This is a genomic window from Bradyrhizobium sp. SZCCHNS1050 (assembly GCF_032484785.1).
GTDB lineage: Bacteria > Pseudomonadota > Alphaproteobacteria > Rhizobiales > Xanthobacteraceae > Bradyrhizobium.
In genome coordinates, this window is sequence record NZ_JAUETR010000002.1 from 342,796 (window position 1) to 358,879 (window position 16,084).

The 16,084-nt window shown below is 64.9% G+C and carries 18 protein-coding genes; all 18 read left to right on the top strand.

The features are described 5' to 3' along the window. Nucleotides 1–63 precede the first annotated feature (63 nt). Nucleotides 64–1,779 carry a terminase TerL endonuclease subunit gene (locus QX094_RS25960; protein WP_316188314.1) on the top strand — a complete coding sequence of 572 codons (1,716 nt, stop codon included), beginning with the start codon at nucleotides 64–66 and terminating at the stop codon, nucleotides 1,777–1,779. Beyond that, nucleotides 1,779–3,101: a phage portal protein gene (locus QX094_RS25965; RefSeq protein ID WP_316188315.1), complete on the top strand. Its 1,323-nt coding sequence runs from the start codon at nucleotides 1,779–1,781 to the stop codon at nucleotides 3,099–3,101. Before QX094_RS25960 ends, QX094_RS25965 begins: the two co-directional genes overlap by 1 nt. A gap of 5 nt (nucleotides 3,102–3,106) precedes the next feature. Then, the gene (locus tag QX094_RS25970) at nucleotides 3,107–3,964 is read left to right on the top strand and encodes a S49 family peptidase (protein WP_316188316.1); all 858 of its coding nucleotides are present in this window, start codon (nucleotides 3,107–3,109) and stop codon (nucleotides 3,962–3,964) included. A 122-nt stretch (nucleotides 3,965–4,086) separates the two neighbouring features. Continuing rightward, nucleotides 4,087–5,397: a phage major capsid protein gene (locus QX094_RS25975; RefSeq protein ID WP_316188317.1), complete on the top strand. Its 1,311-nt coding sequence runs from the start codon at nucleotides 4,087–4,089 to the stop codon at nucleotides 5,395–5,397. An 81-nt stretch (nucleotides 5,398–5,478) separates the two neighbouring features. Next, nucleotides 5,479–5,928: a hypothetical protein gene (locus QX094_RS25980; RefSeq protein ID WP_316188318.1), complete on the top strand. Its 450-nt coding sequence runs from the start codon at nucleotides 5,479–5,481 to the stop codon at nucleotides 5,926–5,928. 64 nt (nucleotides 5,929–5,992) lie between these two features. Beyond that, nucleotides 5,993–6,568 carry a head-tail connector protein gene (locus QX094_RS25985; RefSeq protein WP_316188319.1) on the top strand — a complete coding sequence of 192 codons (576 nt, stop codon included), beginning with the start codon at nucleotides 5,993–5,995 and terminating at the stop codon, nucleotides 6,566–6,568. Nucleotides 6,569–6,573: 5 nt separating this feature from the next. Further along, nucleotides 6,574–6,933 (top strand): head-tail adaptor protein, encoded by a 360-nt coding sequence (locus tag QX094_RS25990; RefSeq protein ID WP_316188320.1) that lies wholly within the window; start codon nucleotides 6,574–6,576, stop codon nucleotides 6,931–6,933. Then, nucleotides 6,930–7,334, top strand: coding sequence for a DUF3168 domain-containing protein (locus QX094_RS25995; RefSeq protein WP_316188321.1), 405 nt, complete (start codon nucleotides 6,930–6,932; stop codon nucleotides 7,332–7,334). The genes QX094_RS25990 and QX094_RS25995 overlap by 4 nt, the downstream gene beginning before the upstream one ends. A gap of 24 nt (nucleotides 7,335–7,358) precedes the next feature. After that, nucleotides 7,359–7,862, top strand: coding sequence for a hypothetical protein (locus QX094_RS26000; RefSeq protein ID WP_316188322.1), 504 nt, complete (start codon nucleotides 7,359–7,361; stop codon nucleotides 7,860–7,862). 52 nt (nucleotides 7,863–7,914) lie between these two features. Continuing rightward, entirely contained in the window at nucleotides 7,915–8,343 is a 429-nt protein-coding gene (locus QX094_RS26005; protein ID WP_316188323.1) for a phage tail tube protein, read from the top strand. Nucleotides 8,344–8,448: 105 nt separating this feature from the next. Continuing rightward, nucleotides 8,449–8,976 (top strand): hypothetical protein, encoded by a 528-nt coding sequence (locus QX094_RS26010; RefSeq protein WP_316188324.1) that lies wholly within the window; start codon nucleotides 8,449–8,451, stop codon nucleotides 8,974–8,976. After that, a complete protein-coding gene (locus QX094_RS26015) occupies nucleotides 8,973–9,443 on the top strand; it encodes a gene transfer agent family protein (protein WP_316188325.1) in 471 nt (156 codons plus the stop codon). The genes QX094_RS26010 and QX094_RS26015 overlap by 4 nt, the downstream gene beginning before the upstream one ends. Nucleotides 9,444–9,582: 139 nt before the next feature. After that, nucleotides 9,583–11,553 carry a hypothetical protein gene (locus tag QX094_RS26020; RefSeq protein ID WP_316188326.1) on the top strand — a complete coding sequence of 657 codons (1,971 nt, stop codon included), beginning with the start codon at nucleotides 9,583–9,585 and terminating at the stop codon, nucleotides 11,551–11,553. Next, nucleotides 11,553–12,284 (top strand): hypothetical protein, encoded by a 732-nt coding sequence (locus QX094_RS26025; RefSeq protein WP_316188327.1) that lies wholly within the window; start codon nucleotides 11,553–11,555, stop codon nucleotides 12,282–12,284. The genes QX094_RS26020 and QX094_RS26025 overlap by 1 nt, the downstream gene beginning before the upstream one ends. Next, complete coding sequence (locus QX094_RS26030) at nucleotides 12,268–12,888, top strand: hypothetical protein (RefSeq protein WP_316188328.1); 621 nt, start codon at nucleotides 12,268–12,270, stop codon at nucleotides 12,886–12,888. The genes QX094_RS26025 and QX094_RS26030 overlap by 17 nt, the downstream gene beginning before the upstream one ends. Next, nucleotides 12,885–13,316, top strand: coding sequence for a DUF6950 family protein (locus QX094_RS26035; RefSeq protein WP_316188329.1), 432 nt, complete (start codon nucleotides 12,885–12,887; stop codon nucleotides 13,314–13,316). Before QX094_RS26030 ends, QX094_RS26035 begins: the two co-directional genes overlap by 4 nt. Then, nucleotides 13,309–14,940, top strand: a complete 1,632-nt coding sequence (locus QX094_RS26040; RefSeq protein WP_316188330.1) for a phage tail protein — start codon at nucleotides 13,309–13,311, stop codon at nucleotides 14,938–14,940. Before QX094_RS26035 ends, QX094_RS26040 begins: the two co-directional genes overlap by 8 nt. Next, entirely contained in the window at nucleotides 14,937–16,043 is a 1,107-nt protein-coding gene (locus QX094_RS26045; RefSeq protein WP_316188331.1) for a hypothetical protein, read from the top strand. Before QX094_RS26040 ends, QX094_RS26045 begins: the two co-directional genes overlap by 4 nt. Nucleotides 16,044–16,084: the final 41 nt, after the last annotated feature.

A 16,084-nucleotide genomic window follows, 5' to 3' on the forward strand; every position in this document is an offset into this window, starting at 1 on the left:
TCGTCATCGCCATGTCGTTTCAATCTCCCTTAATTTAAGCTGCCAGGGTAGCAGAACTCAGACATGTGGGACACCTCCTGCCCGGACTGGGAAGATCGCATCCGCGACGGGCGCTCGTTGGTGCCGGATCTGCCGCTGTTTGCCGACGAGGCGGATATGGGGCTGGCGTTCTTCGACGAGCTGCGGCTGCCGGACGTGAACGGCACGCCGCGGCTCGGAGATGCGGCGGGGCAGTGGTTCCGCGACCTGGTCCGGGCCGTGTTCGGCTCCTGGGACCCGGTCAACCGGGTCCGCATGATCCGCGATTTCTTCGCGCTCGTGCCCAAGGGCTCGTCGAAAACGACCTATTCAGCGGCGCTGATGATCGTCGCGATGCTCATGAACGGCCGGCCGCGCGGCACCGCGCTGTTTCTCGGCGAGACGCAGGCCGTCGCCGATCGCGCCTATGAGCAGGCGGTCGGCATGATCGAGGAGTCGCCGGACCTGCGGCGCCGCTTCAAGCCGCGGGACTACGACAAGACGATCGAGGATCTCGTGACGAAATCCGAGATCATGATCGCGAGCTTCGATCTCAAGATCCTGACCGGCGCGATGGCGCTGATCTTCGTGCTGCTCGACGAGCTGCATCTGCTCGGCAAGCGCGCCCATACCTCGCGCGTGCTGCGCCAGATACGGGGCGGCCTCGACAAGACAGAGGAAGGCGTGCTGGTCATCACCACGACTCAGAGCGACGAGGCGCCAGCCGGCGCGTTCAAGAGCGAGCTGAAATTCGTTCGGAACGTCCGCGACGGTCTTTATCGAGGCAAAATCATCCGTCCGACACTGCCGCTGCTCTACGAGCTGCCCCGCGACATCGCGACATTGACGCGCGAGGAGCGCAAGCACGGTGTCGTGCCGCGCTGGATGGACCCTGCCGTCTGGCCGATGGTCATGCCGAACATCAATCGCCCGATCACGGTCGCTTCGATGATGGCCGATTTCGCCAGCGAGCGCGAAAAGGGCCAGGATGCCGTCAGCGTCTGGGCGTCGCAGCATCTCAACATTGAGATCGGCACCGGCACGAATGACGACGGCTGGAGCGGCGCCGATCTCTGGGACGCGCAGGCTGACGAGACGCTCGACCTCGAGGCGCTGCTCGCCCGCTGCGAGGTGGTCACGATCGGTGTCGACGGCGGTGGCCGCGACGACCTGCTCGGCCTAGCCGTCATGGGCCGCGAGAAGATCACGCGCCGCTGGCTATCATGGTGCTGCGGCTGGGCGGACCCGATCGTGCTCGAGCGGCGCAAGGATATCGCGGCCTTCCTCGACGACTTCGTGAAGGAAGGATCATTCAAGATCCTGGAAGCCGCCGCCGCGCTGGCCGATCTGACCTCGATCGTCGCCCGCATCAATGCGTCGGGCCTGCTGCCGCAGAAGAACGCGGTTGGCATCGACCCGAACCGCGCCGCGGCGCTGTTCGAAGCACTGTTCGCTGGCAACGTCACCGACGACATGATCCGCCGGCTGCTGCAGGGCCCGGCGCTGGCGCCGGCGGTCTATGGCCTCGATCTGAAGCTCGCCGACGCGACCTATGTCCACGCCGACCAGGCGCTCATGACCTGGGTCGTCGGCAACGCCAAGGTCGAGCAGCGCGGCAACGCCGACATGATCACCAAGCAGGTCGCCGGCCGCGCCAAGATTGATCCGCTGATCGCGCTGCTGCAGGCCACGATCCTGATGAGCTGGAATCCTTCGGCTGGTCTGCTGGTGACCGGCTCCGACATCGCGGAGATGGTGTAGTGGGGATTTTGTCCGGACTCGGATGGGCGCTGCGCGGCATGGCCAATGCCGTCGATGGCGCGATGGACCATCGCGACGTCTGGGGTGAGAACGGGTGGGGCGGCGGCTACCCGTCGATTGCCGGTGTCATCGTCAATGACGAGCGCGTGTCGCAGCTCGCGGCCGTGCAATCCGTGAGGCAAGGATTGTCCTCGGCGATGTCATCGCTGCCAGTGTCGGTATTCCGCAAGGGCGCGAATGGCGCGCGCGAGGCACTTCCGCAACATCCGATCTCCAGGCTGCTCGGTTGCCGGCCGAATAGCCGGCAAACTCCGGCCGAATTCATCGGTGAGCTGGCCTGGCATGTGTCCTACTACCGCAACGGCTATTGCCGCATCATTCCCGGCGATCCCGGCGGCGACGACTATGCAGCCGGCGCGCTGGAGATCCTGCATCCGCGCCGTTTTGCCAAACTGGAACGCGGAGCCGATGGGCACCTCTACTACACGTTCAATCCGCCGCGCACCATCGTGCAGGGCGCCCAGCTTGCGACCGAGACCTATCGCGACGACGAGATCTGGCACATCAGAGGCAATCCGCTGCAGGAGGAAGGACTGCTCGGTGAACCGATCTGGGCAACGGCCAGGCAGGTGTTCGCTCGCGCCATCGCGGTGCACGAGTATGGCGACATCTGGTTCGCCAACAATGGTCAGTCGGGCGGGCTGATCAAGCACCCCGGCACCTTCAAGGACAAGGCCGACCGCGACCAGTTCCTCGACAACTGGCGCGCGATGGGCACCGGCCGTAACCGGCATCGCGACCGGCTGCTGACCCATGGCGTCGATTACACGCCGATCAAGGTCACCAATGCCGAGGCGCAGCTGCTCGAGACCGAGAAGGCCAGCGACATCGACGTGTTCGGGCTGTGGTCCTATCCGCCGCATCTTGCCGGCCGCCTCGATCGCGCGACCTTCTCGAACATTGAGCAGCAGTCGCTCAATTTTGTCGTCTATTGCCTGGCACCGCTCGCCATTGCGCTCGAACAGGGTGCCGAGCGCGATTTTCTCGGCGGGCAGGATGCCGAACTGTTCATCGAATTCAACTTCGCCGGACTGCTGCGCGGCGACCTGCTGAATCGCTATCGCGCCTATCTGATCGCCCGTCAGGGCGAATGGTTGTCGGCCAACGACATCAGGCGTTTCGAGAATATGTCGCCGCGTGCCGATGAAGGCGGTGACGACTACACCAATCCGCAGACCAAGAGCGGCGCGGCCGGCGGCAACGACGGGCTCGGCAGCGACGGCGATGGCTCCGACGGCGAGCAGCCCGGAAAGAAGGATTGACCATCATGGCCAAGGACAAGCACTTGCAGAAGGTCATTGCGCAGATCTCGGCGATCGACCCGGTCGTGGCGCTCGACCTGGAGGCGCTCACTGGCTGTCTCGCGCGGGCCATTGCCCGTGAGGAGCAGCGCGCGGCTGCCGCGGCGAGCGTACCGACACAGCCGAGCAAGATCGCGTTGATTTCCATCTCCGGTCCGCTGACCCCGCGCGGCAGCTGGTACGGCTCCTCGCTGGCGCAGATTGCGACGCAGGTCTCGCGCGCCGCCGCCGATTCCGACGTCGCGGGCATTATCCTCGACGTCGACAGCCCGGGCGGCACGGTCGCCGGTACGGCGGAGGCGGCCGCAGCGGTCGCCGAAGCCGCGCAGAAAAAGCCGTGCGTCGCCTGCGTCAACACGCTGGCGGCCTCGGCGGCCTATTGGATCGCCTCGCAAGCCTCCGAGATCGTGATGATGCCTTCGGCCGACGTCGGTTCGATCGGCGCAATGGTGATGCATGTTGACTACTCCAAGGCGCTGGAGGAGGCCGGCATCACGGTGACGATGATCCGGTCGGAGCAATCCCCGAAGAAAAACGAGGCTCATCCGTTCGGACCGTTGTCGGACGAGGCGCGGGCCAATCTGCAGTCACGCGTCAACGATGCCGGCGCCGAGTTTATCCGCGCGGTCGCATCGGGACGCCGGGTGACGCAGGCCAAGGTGAAGGAAGATTTCGGCCAGGGCCGCATGTTCGGCGCGCGCGATGCCGTGGCGCGGGGCATGGCCGATCGTGTCGCCACGCTCGACCAAGTCATCGGCGGCATGGTTGCGCGGATGCCGGCGCGGTCCGCGTCGCGGCGCCGGTCGGCGCTGGCGTTCGATTAGATCAGGTCAAACTTCGCAGATTGCGAACATTTGGTTGCTCCGCCCGCGTCCGCCCGGACAGCGGGACCATGAGCTCTGTCTCTGTCCGGGCGCTCTCACATCCCAACAGGAGTTGCGGTCCCATGAAGGATCTCAAGAAACTGCGCGCGTCGCGTGCCGAGAAGGCAAAGCTCGGTAAAGGCAAGCTCGATCGCCTCAATGTGCTGCTCGACAAGTCGGACCTGACCGAGGCCGAGCAGGCCGAATTGACCAGGCTCGAGGGCGAGGTGGACGCGCTCGAAACCGAGGTCAATCAGCTCGATGCCGAGATTGCGGCCGAGGAAAAGAAGGCGCAGCGCGCGCGCCTGTTCGGTGCCCAGGCGGCCGGCGGACCTGCGCTCGCGACCTTCGTCAACGACAGCGATCCGGCGCGAACCGGTGGGTTCAAGTGCGTGCAGGAGTTCGCCGTTGCCGTGCGTAATTGGCAGGTTTCCGGCATCGCAGATCCACGCCTCACCGGCGCGGCGTCCGGCTATCAGCAGAACCAGGGGTCGTCGGGCGAAGGCATTCTGGTCCCGACCGAATGGCGGGAGCAGATCTGGGCGCTGGTGTTTGCCGACAACGACCTGCTCGGTTTCTGCAATCCGGAGCCGACGCAGGGCAACACGGTCGGCATCGTCAAGGATGAGACCACGCCCTGGGGCGCGGCCGGTGTCCAGGCGGCCTGGCGCTCGGAAGGCACCCAGATGATCGCCAGCAAGGCAGCGCTGACGCCCACCATCCTGCAGCTGCACGAGCTGTATGCGTTCGTGCTCGCGACGAACGAGGTGCTCGACGATGCGCCGCGGTTGCAGAACCGCATCACCGTGCAGGCCGCGCGCGCGATCCGTTGGAAGCTGTTCGAAGCCGTGTGCTTTGGCGACGGCAACGGCAAGCCGCTCGGCTTCATGAAGTCTCCAGCGTTGGTAACGGTGGCTGCCGAGGGTGGGCAGACCGCCGGCACGATCGTGACCCTCAACATCCTCAAGATGATGGCGCGGCTGTTCGAAATGCCCGGCGGCAACCCGATGTGGCTCGCCAACCGCGACACCATTCCGCAGCTCGGCACCATGACGATCGGCAACAATGCGGCCTATCTGCCGATCAACCAGGCGCTGACTGGCTCGCCGTTCAAGAACATCCTGGCCGGCGATCCGCTGATGTTCAACGAGCACTGCCAGACCGTCGGCACGACCGGTGATATCGTGCTGGCTGATCTCTCAGGCTATGCGCTGGCGACCAAGCAGGGCGGCGGCATCGACTTCGCGGCCTCGATCCACCTGTTCTTCGACCAGAACCTGACCGCGTTCCGCTGGATCATCCGCGCCGGCGGCCAACCCTATCTGTCGGCTCCGGTCGGCCCTGCGAAGGGCGCCAATACCAAGTCACACTTTGTGGCACTCGCCAGCCGCTAATTCACGGCCGGCGCTCGGACTGCTGCCGCGCGCCGGCCATCGGCCGAAATTCCCTTTCATCAAAATCAGGAGCATCTCGCAATGTCCGGACCCGCATTGAAGCCGTCGCAGCGCGCCGGCATCGTCGGATTCATTAGCCCGGTGTCGCAAGCCGCGGGCACCGTCACCTCGGCGTGGATGGATGCCACGACCTTCCACAACTACATGGTCATTCTCAAATCCGGCGTGCTTGGTGCCTCGGCGACCGTCGACGCCAAGCTGCAGCAGGCAACCGACAATGCTGGTACCGGCGCCAAGGACATCACCGGCAAGGCGATCACGCAGCTGGTGAAGGCGTCGAACGACAACAATCAGCTGACGATCGACCTGAAGCAGGAAGACACCGACTTCAACAACGGCTTCAAGTGGTTTCGCGTGTCGGTGACGGTCGGCACCGCGGCCTCGCTGGTCGATGCGACCGTGCTCGGCTTCGATCCGCGGTACGGCTTCGGAACGGACAACGATCTGGCGACCGTGGTGCAGAACGTCTGAGATCTGACAGGCTAGCTCGGCGGGTCAGCCCGCCGAGCAAGAGGTTGAAGGGCGCAGAACGCTCATGCTCCGCACCATCGCAGCACCCCAATCCGATCCGGTCACGCTCGAGGAAGCGAAGGCGCATCTGCGCGTCGACTTCGAGGATGACAATGACCTGATCGAGGGCTTCATCGCAGCCGCGACCATGATGGCGCAAGCGGTGGTGCAGCGGCGCTTTGTGATGCAGACGCTGGAATGGCCAGTGCTGTCCTGGCGCCGCCTGGTCGACGGCCTGCCGATCGCGCCGGTTGCCAGGGGCGATGTCATCGGCATCACCTACACCGGCCTCGACAATGTCACGGCGACGCTCGCGACCGATCAGTACGTCGTGCAGACCAAGGGGCCGACGGTCCGGATCATTCCGCCGCTCGGCGTTCTCTGGCCGATTGTCAATCCGCGCGCGGCAGAGCCGATCGTCATCCAGTTCAAGGCCGGCGAGGCCGTCGACAGGGTCGCGGCCAACGTCAAGACCGCCATCAAGATGATCGTTGGCCATCTCTACGAAAACCGCGAAAGCGTCGTCGCCTCCGCCCGTGCAGCCGCAATCGAGCTGCCGCAAGGCGCGCAGGCGCTGCTGTTGAGCGAGACCTGGGAGTAGGGCGGATGTCCGGCGGTGCGCTGCGCTATCTCCTGGCTTTCGACCGCCGCCGCGCCGTCGACGATGGGGCCGGCGCGGTCGAAAGCGAGTTCGTCGAGCAATTCCGGATCCAGGCCGAGCTGCAGCCGCGCTTTGCCGGCGAGGCCGTGCAGCAGGCGCGGCTGCAGGGGCAGTCGACCTTCACCGTGGTGGTGCGCTCCTGCCGCGACACGCGCGCCGTCGGCACCGATTGGCGCGCCCGCGATGTCCGCAGCGCCGCCGATCCCGATGCGCAGACTGTGTTCGCGATCACGTCCGGCCCGATCGATGTCGAGGGCAAGAACCGCTATCTGGAATTCCTGATGCAGACCGGCAAGGCGCCATGACGACGATGGTCGATCCGACGCTCGCGGTCCAGGTGGCCGTCGTGCGTGTGCTGCGCAGCGCTGCGACCGCGGCCGGCAGCCGCATCTTCTGCCCGGTGCCGATGGGGGCGGAGTTTCCCTATGTCTCGATCGGGCAGATCCAGGTCATCAATGAGCGTTTCGAGGGCCTCGAGGGCGCACTGATCCATCTCACGCTGCACGCCTGGTCGCGCAGCGAAAGCCGCGTCGAGGCCCGGACCCTGGCGGCGCAGATCGTCGCCGCGCTCGACGGCGCCGAAGGTGTGCTGACGGGGCCGGATCTCCAGCTCAACAGCTGCATGTTCGAAAACGCGCTCCATCTCGACGATCCCGACGGCAAGACCGCTCATGCGGTCCTGACGTTTCAACTGCTCACCGACTGACTCCAACAGAAGGACTCCTCGATCATGGCGACGACCCAAACCTCCGTCATCAAGGCCTCGATCAGCGTCGTCGCCAAAAAGGCGCTCGACGGCCGCGACGTGGCCGATCGCATTCCGGACATGGCCGACATCGTGCTGTCCTACGGCGCCGGCTATGGCAAGGCGGACATCGCCTTCTCCGACGATCGCGCCCTGTCGGTCTCAACCTCGGAGAACCTCGATCTCTCCGGCGCCCTGGTCGATGCCTTCGGCCAGACGATCAACGCCGGCAAGATCAAGGCGATTATGATCGATAACCAGGAGGCCTCGGGTGGCACGCTGACGGTCGGTGCCGCGGCGTCGAACACCTTCAACGGTCCGTTTTCCGGCGCGACCATGTCGGTCGATATCAAACCCGGCGATCGCGCCGTGTTCGTAAGCCGCGCCGGCTGGCCTGTCACCGCGGCAACCGGCGATATCCTCAAGGTCGCCTGTGGCGCGCAGGGCTCGGCGGTCTACCGCATCACGATCGTCGCGTCGTCGTCCTGATCTGACGCGCCCGTCGTTCTGATCCTCCTTCCACTTTCGGAGTCGTCGTTCCATGGCCAAGGCCCAAACACTCCCATTCTCCAAGTTTCTGGTGTCCCTCGGCGATGGCAACTCGCCGGAGGTGTTCTCGGCGCCGTGCGGGCTGAACTCGCGCAGCTTCAACCGCACGGCTGCCACCAACGAGACCAATGTGCCCGATTGCGACGATCCGGACGCGCCGTCCTGGCTCGATCGCGACATCGTGTCGATGTCGGCTGCGATCTCCGGGGCCGGCGTCGTCGCCGACGAGGACTTCGATACGTGGGAGTCGTGGTTCGACTCGGGAGCGACCAGGAACATCAAGGTGAAGCTCGGCACCCGCGAGTCCATCGGCCCCTACAAGTGCACCAAGCTCAACGTCACCGGACAGCGCGGCAGCCGTGTGACCTTCGACGTCACGCTCGACAGCGACGGCGAGATCGCGCCGCTGGCAACGCCGTAAACGTCTGGCCGTCATGCCCGGGCTTGACCCGGGCATCCATCCTCTTTCGAGAACGATGGATCGCCGGGTCAGGCCCGGCGATGGCGATTTGGGAAAGACGACGTCATGGGCTCCAACAACGCATCGCTGCGTAACTTCAAGGCGGCGAATGCCGACCTGGTCAAGAACGTGCGCAAGAACTTCCATGAGCTGGCGCTCGCGCAGGGCGCGGAGCTCGTCGGCGACATGAAGCGCGCGATTGAGCACAACGTGTCCGGGACGCTGCAGGCCAGTGTCCGGTACGAGGATCGCACCAATGCAGATGGCAGCCGGGTGACGGTGCTGGTGATGGCCGGCGGCCCGACCACGATGAAGGACGGTTTCGACTACGCGCTGGCGGAAGAATTCGGCACTACCAAGCAGGCGCCGAAGCCGTTCTTCTATCACACTGCACGGTTCTATCGGATGGGCGGCCTGCCGCAATATCGCGAGATGCTCGACGAGACGATCAAGGAAAACGAGATCGTGCGGCGGACGATGCAGAACAACAACTATACAATGGCGCAGGGCGGGCATGGTGAGGTCGTCATCTCGGTCGGCCATCGCGGCGCCGCCAAGGTGCAGACGACCTACAAGGGCAAACAGGTCACATGAGCGCGGACGGCGGCATCAGCTTTTTCTGGGGCGACGACGAGCACCGCTTCCGGCTCGCGATCGGTCAGTTTCGCGAGTTGCAGGAATGCGTCAATTTGCGCCGGATCAAGCTCGGGGCCGGCATCGTCGGCCCGATGACGCTGCTCAACGCACTGCGCACCTCCGATGCCTGGCCGGACGATGTCCGCGATATCATCCGGCTCGGCCTGGTCGGCGGCGGCATGGAGCCGAAGGACACGCACCGGCTGCTGCGGACCTATTTCGACGACGTCGACCGCTACCCGCCACTGACGCATATGCGGCCGGCGTTCCTGATCCTCACGGCCGGGTTTACGGGGCCGATCGAGGCCAAGGATGAGACCAAAAGCGATGCCGACGCGCAAAAAAAAAGCGCGGAGGCGATGACGACGTTGACCCCGACGCCGCCATCGACTTCGGACGCATCTACGGCACCGGCGCCGCCCTAGGCTTCGCGCCCGACCAGGTCGACCGCTGCTCGTTCTGGCAGCTCGGCGTCTGTGTCGACGGCTTCAACAAGGCGAATGGCAGCGAGGACAAGATCGAGCCGCCGACCGACGCCGAATTCGATGCTCTCCTGGAAAGCGCATGACCGATCTCGTCGTCCAGCTCGGTGCCAGGCTCGACCAGTTCGCGGCCGACATGTCCAAGGCCGGCGACATGGCTGACGGCGCCATCAGCCGCATCGAAGGCGCGTTCTCGAGCCTCAATCCCGGGCTCGGCGGGCTGGCTTCGTTCGGCACCGTGATTGCCGGCGCAACGGGCTCGCTCGGCGCCATGCTGGCTGGGCTGAAGGCGGTCAATTCCGAGCTCGCCAACATCGGCAAGGAAGCCGACTATGTCGGGCAGACGACCGAGCGTTTCCAGCAGATCAAGTTCGGCGCCACGCAAGGCGGCGTGTCGTCGTCGGATGCGAGCACCGACCTCAAGCACGTCGCCGATCTCTTGGCTGATGCGAAGACCAACGAAAACTCACTGACCAAGATCCTCGACGCCAACAACATCAAGTATCGCGATCGCAACGGCGCGATCATGGATATGAACGGCTTTCTGAAGGCCGCGGGCGAGCTAATCGGCCGCTTCGATTCGATTCCGGAAAAGACCAAGGCAGCTCAGATGCTCGGCCTGTCCGCGGGGTGGGTCGATGCGCTGAAGGGCGGGCCGGCGGCCTTCGAGGCCATCGCGTCGAGCGCCAACGCGGCCGGCGTCGTCATAGACGGCCAGACCATTGCGAAGGCGCGCAATTTCGACGAGGCCTGGAAGAAGTCGGCCGATCAGCTCGGCCTGCAGTTCAAGGCGGCCACGGCCGATGTCGCGTCCTGGCTGGACGATCTCGTCGACCGTTCGGCCAAGCTCATCGACGGTCTCAACCGCGCCAGCAACATCCAGCCGGGGTCGGGGCAGGGCACCTTCGACGCGGTCGCGGATTCCCTCGACATCCTGCGCAAGGATGCCTCGGGCCTGCCGCAGGACTTCGAGCAGCTCAATCGCGTCATTGAGCACTATAAGTCGTTGAGCGCCGAGAAGCAGGATCCCGCTCTGCTCGCCGGCCTCGAGGAGATGCGCGACAAGGCACAACAGGCCGCCAACGCGCTGCGCGGCGTCGAGCTGCTGAAGTCTGCGGCGGCCTTCCCAGAGGGCGTTCCGACGCCCCAGGCACGGCCTGCCGCAGCCAACGAGAAAACGGGGACGGGCGTCATCCCCTCGCGCAAGACCGAAAGCACCGGCCGCGATCAGTTCGAGATCGCGGTCGACCAGATCACCAAGCGGACCGCGACCCTGAAGGCAGATACGGCGGCGGTATTCCAGAACAATTCCGCCCAGGCGCAATTCCGGGCGGAGTTTTCCGAGCTGACCGCGATCATGCGCGACAATGGCGAGGTGACGCAGGAGCAGATCGACAAATATGAGGCGCTTCGGGCTTCGATGTCGGCCGAGCAGGCGCTGACGGCAGCTGGCATCACGCTGACCAAGGAGCATCGCGACGCCTTCCTGTCATCGTCCCAGGCTATCGCCACTGCGACCTCGGCCTATGATCAGGCCGCGGACAAGCTGCAAAAGGTCAACAGTGCCTCGTCGCAGGTCGGGTCGGCATTGGCGTCGAGCTTTTCCGATGCCGTGGTCGAAGGCAAGAAGCTCGACGACGTTTTGTCGAGCCTGCTCAAGACGCTGGCCAAGCAGGGCATCAACTCGCTGTTCGCGTCGTTCTTCAATGTGGGCGCATCGGGCGGCCTGTCGCCGTTCGCCTCGTTGCTCTCCGGCATCATCCCGGGATTCGCCGAAGGCACCGACAATGCGCCTGGCGGCCTCGCATGGGTTGGCGAGAACGGGAAAGAGCTCGTCAATCTTCCACGCGGCGCGCAGGTCTATCCGAGCGACGTCTCGCAACGCATGACCGGCGGCAGCTCGATCACCAACGTCTTCCACGTCGCCGGCGATGTCTCGCCCGGCACCATCGATCGGCTGCAGGCCATGGTCGTATCGGCGCATCGCAAGGTCGACAAGCTGTCGCAGGTGACGGTGTCGACGCAGCGGCTGCAGGCCACGGGAGTCGGCTGATGGCGGTGGTGTTCCCGCGCGCCTTGCTGCGCGAGAAGTCGCACAGCTGGAATCTGGCAAGCACAGCCGCGACACCGGGAGTTGCGCGCACGGTCGCTATGGTCGTGCGCTCGGATGGAGGTGGGTTCTGGACCTGCACGATGTCCGACGTCAGCCTCGGTGCCAGGAGGCATGAGGCCGGCCGCGATCGCCAGCGCAATGCCACGCTGCTGTGGCGTGCGGTACGACAGCTCGCCAATGGCGGCGCAAGCCTGATGGTCGTGCCCCGCAACGATGCGCTGTTCGTTCCCTGGCCGGCCGGGATTGCGCGCGGTGTAATCGCCATACCGCATGGCGACGGCACTGCGTTTGACGATACGACCGAGTATGAGCAGCCGGTCATCGACATCCGCAGCGATGCGGCGAGCCTGCGCGATACCGTGCTGACGCTCACGATCGCGCGGGCTGGGTCTCTGCGTGGGGGTGAGTGCTTCTCGATCCTCCATCCGAGCGCCGGGTGGCGGATGTATGAGATCGGCGCGGTGACCTATGCCAGCCCGACGCGCGCGGCGATCCGCTTCAATCCGCCGCTGCGAGACGACGTCGCGGCCGGCACGGTGCTGGAGTTCGATCGCCCACGCTGCACGATGCGCCTGGCGGCGCCGAACGCGATGGATCTGGCGGTGCAGCCTTGGACCTTCAACGCCGCGTCCGTGCAGTTCGTCGAGGGGTTCGATGATCAGCTTCAATGACGCGGAGCTCGCCGCGCTCGGCTCGGGGATTCACCGGCTGGGCATCTTCTTCCGGCTCGACGTCGACCCCGTGGTGCGGCTGTGGCTCGGCGTCGGCAAGATCCGGCCCGGCGTCAATGTCTATGATCCCGTTGGAGCTGAATACAAGGGACTCGGCCAGATCGCCGATCTTCCGCCCTTCAAGCAGCTGACCAATGGCGCCGCGGAACGCATCACCTTCACTCTGTCGGGCGTCTCGGGCGATGTCCTCAAGATCGCCTCGAGCGGCGATGCGCAGCAGGTCAAGGGCGCGCGCTGTGCGTATGGCTTCGCGCTGATGAGTGAGGCATGGGCGCTGCTCGGCCCGGTGCATTGGTGTGCGAATTTCACGGCCGACTATCTCTCGATCGTCCAGGCGCCGGTCGACGATATCAGCGCGTCGATCGTCCGCACCATCTCACTGTCGTGCGGCACCTTGCTGACGTCGCGTAAGCGCCCCGGCTATTCGTTCTTCTCCAACCCGGATCAGCAGGGGCGTCATCCGGGCGACCGGTTCTGCGAACGGACGTCCGTCTACGCGAACAATTTCAACATGGGCTGGCCAACCTTTCCGAGCACGACATGACCCTACTGCTGGATTATCTCGCCTCGCTGGCGCAGCGGCGATGGGCACCGGGCGTGCTCGACTGCGGCGTGTTCATGGCGGACTGGGTGGTCGCCTGTGGCCGGCCGGATCCGATCGCGGATGTGCGGGGCAGCTACGACAGCGAGCGTGGCTTTCTGCGCATCCTGCGCCGGGAGGGCGGTTTCGAGGCATCCTGTGCCGCGCGCCTGGCCCGTGTGGGTGGGGTGGAGACGGCTGATCCGGCCGCCGGCGATCTCGCCGTCGTGCTGGCGCCCTATGCGATCAGGCGGGGCAAGCTGCAATTGCGGCCGACTGGGGCAATCTGTGTCAACCCGGCGATGCGCGCCGTGATCACCTCGGATCTCGGCCTCGTCATCGCCGGGGATGACGCGCTGCCATTGATGAGAGCGTGGAAGCTCGATGGCTGAGACGATCGGTCTTTTCATTCTGGAATCGATCGGCGCGACGGCCTCGATCACCGGCATCGGTGCGGCGACGGTGACGGTGGCCGGCGTCAGCGCGGCCACGATCGTCGGCACCGCGGCGATCATCGGCGCGTCGATCGGCCTGAACTATGCGCTGGCGTCGTCGGTTCGGCCAGACGTGCCGAAACCCGAGGATGGCTCGCAGTCGATCAAGCAGGCAGTTCCGCCGCGCATAAAGGGCTTCGGCACCAACCGGCTGGCGGGTTATGCGATGCTGTATGAGGCCAGCCCGACACAGCGTCCCGGCAAGGCCTATGTCGTGAACGCGCTGCATTCCGGCGTGGTCGGGGCCTTTCGCGGCTTCTACCTGAACGACGACCTCGTCAACACCATCGGCGACATCACCCATGGCGGGGCCGCCCAGGTCGCGGCGCAGGACGATAAGGGCAAATATGCAGCGATCTATCTCGAGACCCATCTCGGGATCGTGCCGGAGATCCCCAATTCGCTGCTGACCGTCGATCCGCAGATCAACGGCCTCTGGGGCGTCAACCATCGCGGCGATGGGGTGGCGTCGCTGACCATGCTCTGCAACGGCATCTCCAGCCCGCAGAACTTCACCAACGTCTATCCGCACAATCTGCCGTCGCCATCGGCGATCGTGGATTGCTCGCCGGTATGGGATCCGCGCGATCCGGCGCAGAGCAGGAGCAACCCTGCAACATGGACCGTCAACAAGAATCCGGTGCTGCAGCTGATCTTCTATCTGACGGCGGAAGACGGGGGCGTCGGCCTGGACTTCGACGCGGTGATTGGGCCGAACCTCGCGGCCTGGATGGGCGAGGCGGATCTCTGCGACCAGCCGGTGGCGAGATCCGACGGATCGATGGAGCCGCGCTACCGGTCGGACGGCTGGTACACCTATGATAACGCGCCGGCTGACGTCATCGGCTCGATCCTGTCGACCTGCGACGGCTGGCTCGGCGAGGCCGGCGATGGCTCGCTGGTGATCGTCGTTGGCGTCTATCGGCCGCCGGCCGATCCGCCGATCACGGCCGATCACGTTCTCGGGTTCTCGCTCGATTACGGGCAGGCCGACGAGCAGCTGATCAACGTGCTGGACGTGACGTTTACCGACCCGGCGCAGAACTATGTGACGGTGCCGACCGAGCCGTGGCGCGACGAGGCCTCGATCTCGCTGGTGGGTGAGACCAAGTCGAAGCCGCTCGAGCTGAAATGGGTGCAGAGCAGCTCGCAGGCGCGGCGCCTGGCGGACCGCGCCATGCAGCGGCTCAACCCCCAACTCACCGGCTCGTTCACGACGACGCTCTATGGCCTGCGCTATCTCGGCCGCCGCTGGGTACCGATTCAATATCCGTTCGTATCGGGGCTGCAGAACAACGTCGTCGAGATCCAGAACGCCGAGGTCGACCTGATGCGCGGGCGGATCCTCTGGCAGTTCAGCCTGATCGCGACCGATACGATCGAAGCCTACGACCCCGCCACCGATGAGGGCGGCGCGCCGGCATCTCCACCGAGCATCGTGCCGGTGCTGCTCCGGCGCGAGGACGGCAACCCGTATATCCGCGAGGACGGCACGGCTTACATGCGGGAGGCATCGCTGTGACAGGGAAGATCTCCGAAGATCCGGACCTCGTGCTCAACGGCACCGAGAAGTATGCCGCCAGCCGCGGCGGCGCCAATTACGGCGTGATCGGCTCGACACTCGCGGCCTGGATGGCCGCGCTCGCCGAGACATTGACCAACAAGACCATCAATGCCGCCAACAACACGATCTCCAATCTCGGCTTGTCGATGTTCGCGAGCGGTGTCGTCGATACCGATACCACGCTTGCCGCCAACAGCGACGGCCGTGTGGCGACGCAGAAGGCGGTGAAGGCTTATGCCGATGCGCTGATCGCGGCCAACGACGCCATGGTGTTCAAGGGCGTCGTCGACTGCTCTGCAAATCCGAACTACCCCGCGGCCGATCGCGGCTGGACCTATAAGGTCAGCGTTGCCGGCAAGATCGGGGGCGGCAGCGGCATCAATGTCGAAATTGGCGACATGCTGATCTGCATCACTGACGGCACCGCCAGCGGCAACCAGGCAACCGTCGGCGCTGCATGGTCGATCGTGCAGGCCAACGTCGATGGCAGTGTCACTGGGCCTGCATCGTCCACGGACGGCAATTTTGCGTTGTTCAATGGGGCGAGCGGAAAGGTCGTCAAGGATTCCGGCATTGCTCTTGCGAGCGCGGCGGATTTCAAGGCCGGCACCGCGAACAAGCTCCTGGACGCTGCGGTCCGCAGCAACACGCCATGTTTCGTGGCTCACAAGAATGGAACGAATCAGACGGGAGTCGTCAGCGCCACATGGACCCAGCTGACATTCGGCACCGAGGTCTATGATATCGGCAACTACTTCGCGTCCAACGTCTGGACCCCGCCGGCCGGCAAGGTGCATCTCAGCGCATCGTTCTATGCGACTGGAACGATCGCCGGCGGAGCCCTGGTCGGCGTTGCGATTGCCAAAAACGGCGCCAATCTGCGGCATGCATTCGTACCTTCCGGCAGCAACTTCGGTGGTGCATCGATCTCATGCGACGATGTCGCCAACGGTACCGATACCTATAGCGTGTTCATCTACGTCACGACGACATCAGGCACGGCAACGGTCGATGGCGGCAGCCAGAACACGCATTTCAGCGGGCACTGGCTGAGCCCGTAGCAGGTCCCCGTCCGGTCACATTCATTCGACACTGAAAGGCT